This is a genomic window from Peribacillus sp. NPDC101481, from assembly GCF_044767165.1.
Classification (GTDB): domain Bacteria; phylum Bacillota; class Bacilli; order Bacillales; family DSM-1321; genus Peribacillus.
The window spans coordinates 1-2,280 of sequence record NZ_JBIWNJ010000013.1; the positions used below are offsets into that span (position 1 = coordinate 1).

At 53.5% G+C, this 2,280-nt stretch carries 1 rRNA gene; it reads left to right on the forward strand.

The features are described 5' to 3' along the window. A 23S ribosomal RNA gene (locus ACIROD_RS26170) occupies window positions 1-2,274 on the forward strand; the annotation flags it as partial. Between the last annotated feature and the right edge of the window lie 6 nt (window positions 2,275-2,280).

Here is a 2,280-nt window from a genome sequence, read left to right on the forward strand (position 1 = left end):
AGACGGAGCCGCAGCGAAAGCGAGTCTGAATAGGGCGAATGAGTATGAGGTCGTAGACCCGAAACCAGGTGATCTACCCATGTCCAGGGTGAAGTTCAGGTAACACTGAATGGAGGCCCGAACCCACGCACGTTGAAAAGTGCGGGGATGAGGTGTGGGTAGCGGAGAAATTCCAATCGAACCTGGAGATAGCTGGTTCTCTCCGAAATAGCTTTAGGGCTAGCCTCAAGATGAGAGTATTGGAGGTAGAGCACTGATTGGACTAGGGGCCCCCAACGGGTTACCGAATTCAGTCAAACTCCGAATGCCAAATACTTATTCTTGGGAGTCAGACTGCGAGTGATAAGATCCGTAGTCGAAAGGGAAACAGCCCAGACCACCAGCTAAGGTCCCAAAGTATACGTTAAGTGGAAAAGGATGTGGAGTTGCTTAGACAACCAGGATGTTGGCTTAGAAGCAGCCACCATTTAAAGAGTGCGTAATAGCTCACTGGTCGAGTGACTCCGCGCCGAAAATGTACCGGGGCTAAACGTATCACCGAAGCTGTGGATTGACACCGTAGGGTGTCGATGGTAGGAGAGCGTTCTAAGGGCGTTGAAGTCAGACCGGAAGGACTGGTGGAGCGCTTAGAAGTGAGAATGCCGGTATGAGTAGCGAAAGAAGGGTGAGAATCCCTTCCACCGAATGCCTAAGGTTTCCTGAGGAAGGCTCGTCCGCTCAGGGTTAGTCGGGACCTAAGCCGAGGCCGAAAGGCGTAGGCGATGGACAACAGGTTGATATTCCTGTACCACCTATACATCGTTTGAACGATGGGGGGACGCAGAAGGATAGGGTAAGCGCGCTGTTGGATATGCGCGTCCAAGCAGTTAGGCCGGAAACGAGGCAAATCCCGTTTCCATTAAGGCGGAGCTGTGATGGCGAGGGAAATATAGTACCGAAGTTCCTGATTCCACGCTGCCAAGAAAAGCCTCTAGTGAGATGTAAGGTGCCCGTACCGCAAACCGACACAGGTAGGCGAGGAGAGAATCCTAAGGTGTGCGAGAGAACTCTCGTTAAGGAACTCGGCAAAATGACCCCGTAACTTCGGGAGAAGGGGTGCTTTTTAGGGTGAATAGCCCAGAAAAGCCGCAGTGAATAGGCCCAGGCGACTGTTTAGCAAAAACACAGGTCTCTGCGAAGCCGCAAGGCGAAGTATAGGGGCTGACACCTGCCCGGTGCTGGAAGGTTAAGGGGAGAGGTTAGCGCAAGCGAAGCTTTGAACCGAAGCCCCAGTAAACGGCGGCCGTAACTATAACGGTCCTAAGGTAGCGAAATTCCTTGTCGGGTAAGTTCCGACCCGCACGAAAGGTGTAACGATCTGGGCACTGTCTCAACGAGAGACTCGGTGAAATTATAGTACCTGTGAAGATGCAGGTTACCCGCGACAGGACGGAAAGACCCCGTGGAGCTTTACTGCAGCCTGATATTGAATTTTGGTACAGCTTGTACAGGATAGGTAGGAGCCTGAGAAGCCGGAGCGCCAGCTTCGGTGGAGGCGTTGGTGGGATACTACCCTGGCTGTATTGAAATTCTAACCCGCGCCCCTTATCGGGGTGGGAGACAGTGTCAGGTGGGCAGTTTGACTGGGGCGGTCGCCTCCTAAAGAGTAACGGAGGCGCCCAAAGGTTCCCTCAGAATGGTTGGAAATCATTCGTAGAGTGTAAAGGCACAAGGGAGCTTGACTGCGAGACCTACAAGTCGAGCAGGGACGAAAGTCGGGCTTAGTGATCCGGTGGTTCCGCATGGAAGGGCCATCGCTCAACGGATAAAAGCTACCCCGGGGATAACAGGCTTATCTCCCCCAAGAGTCCACATCGACGGGGAGGTTTGGCACCTCGATGTCGGCTCATCGCATCCTGGGGCTGTAGTCGGTCCCAAGGGTTGGGCTGTTCGCCCATTAAAGCGGTACGCGAGCTGGGTTCAGAACGTCGTGAGACAGTTCGGTCCCTATCCGTCGCGGGCGCAGGAAATTTGAGAGGAGCTGTCCTTAGTACGAGAGGACCGGGATGGACGCACCGCTGGTGTACCAGTTGTCTTGCCAAAGGCATAGCTGGGTAGCTACGTGCGGACGGGATAAGTGCTGAAAGCATCTAAGCATGAAGCCCCCCTCAAGATGAGATTTCCCATGGCGCAAGCTAGTAAGATCCCTGAAAGATGATCAGGTTGATAGGTCAGAGGTGGAAGCGTGGCGACATGTGGAGCTGACTGATACTAATAGATCGAGGACTTAACCAACGCTTT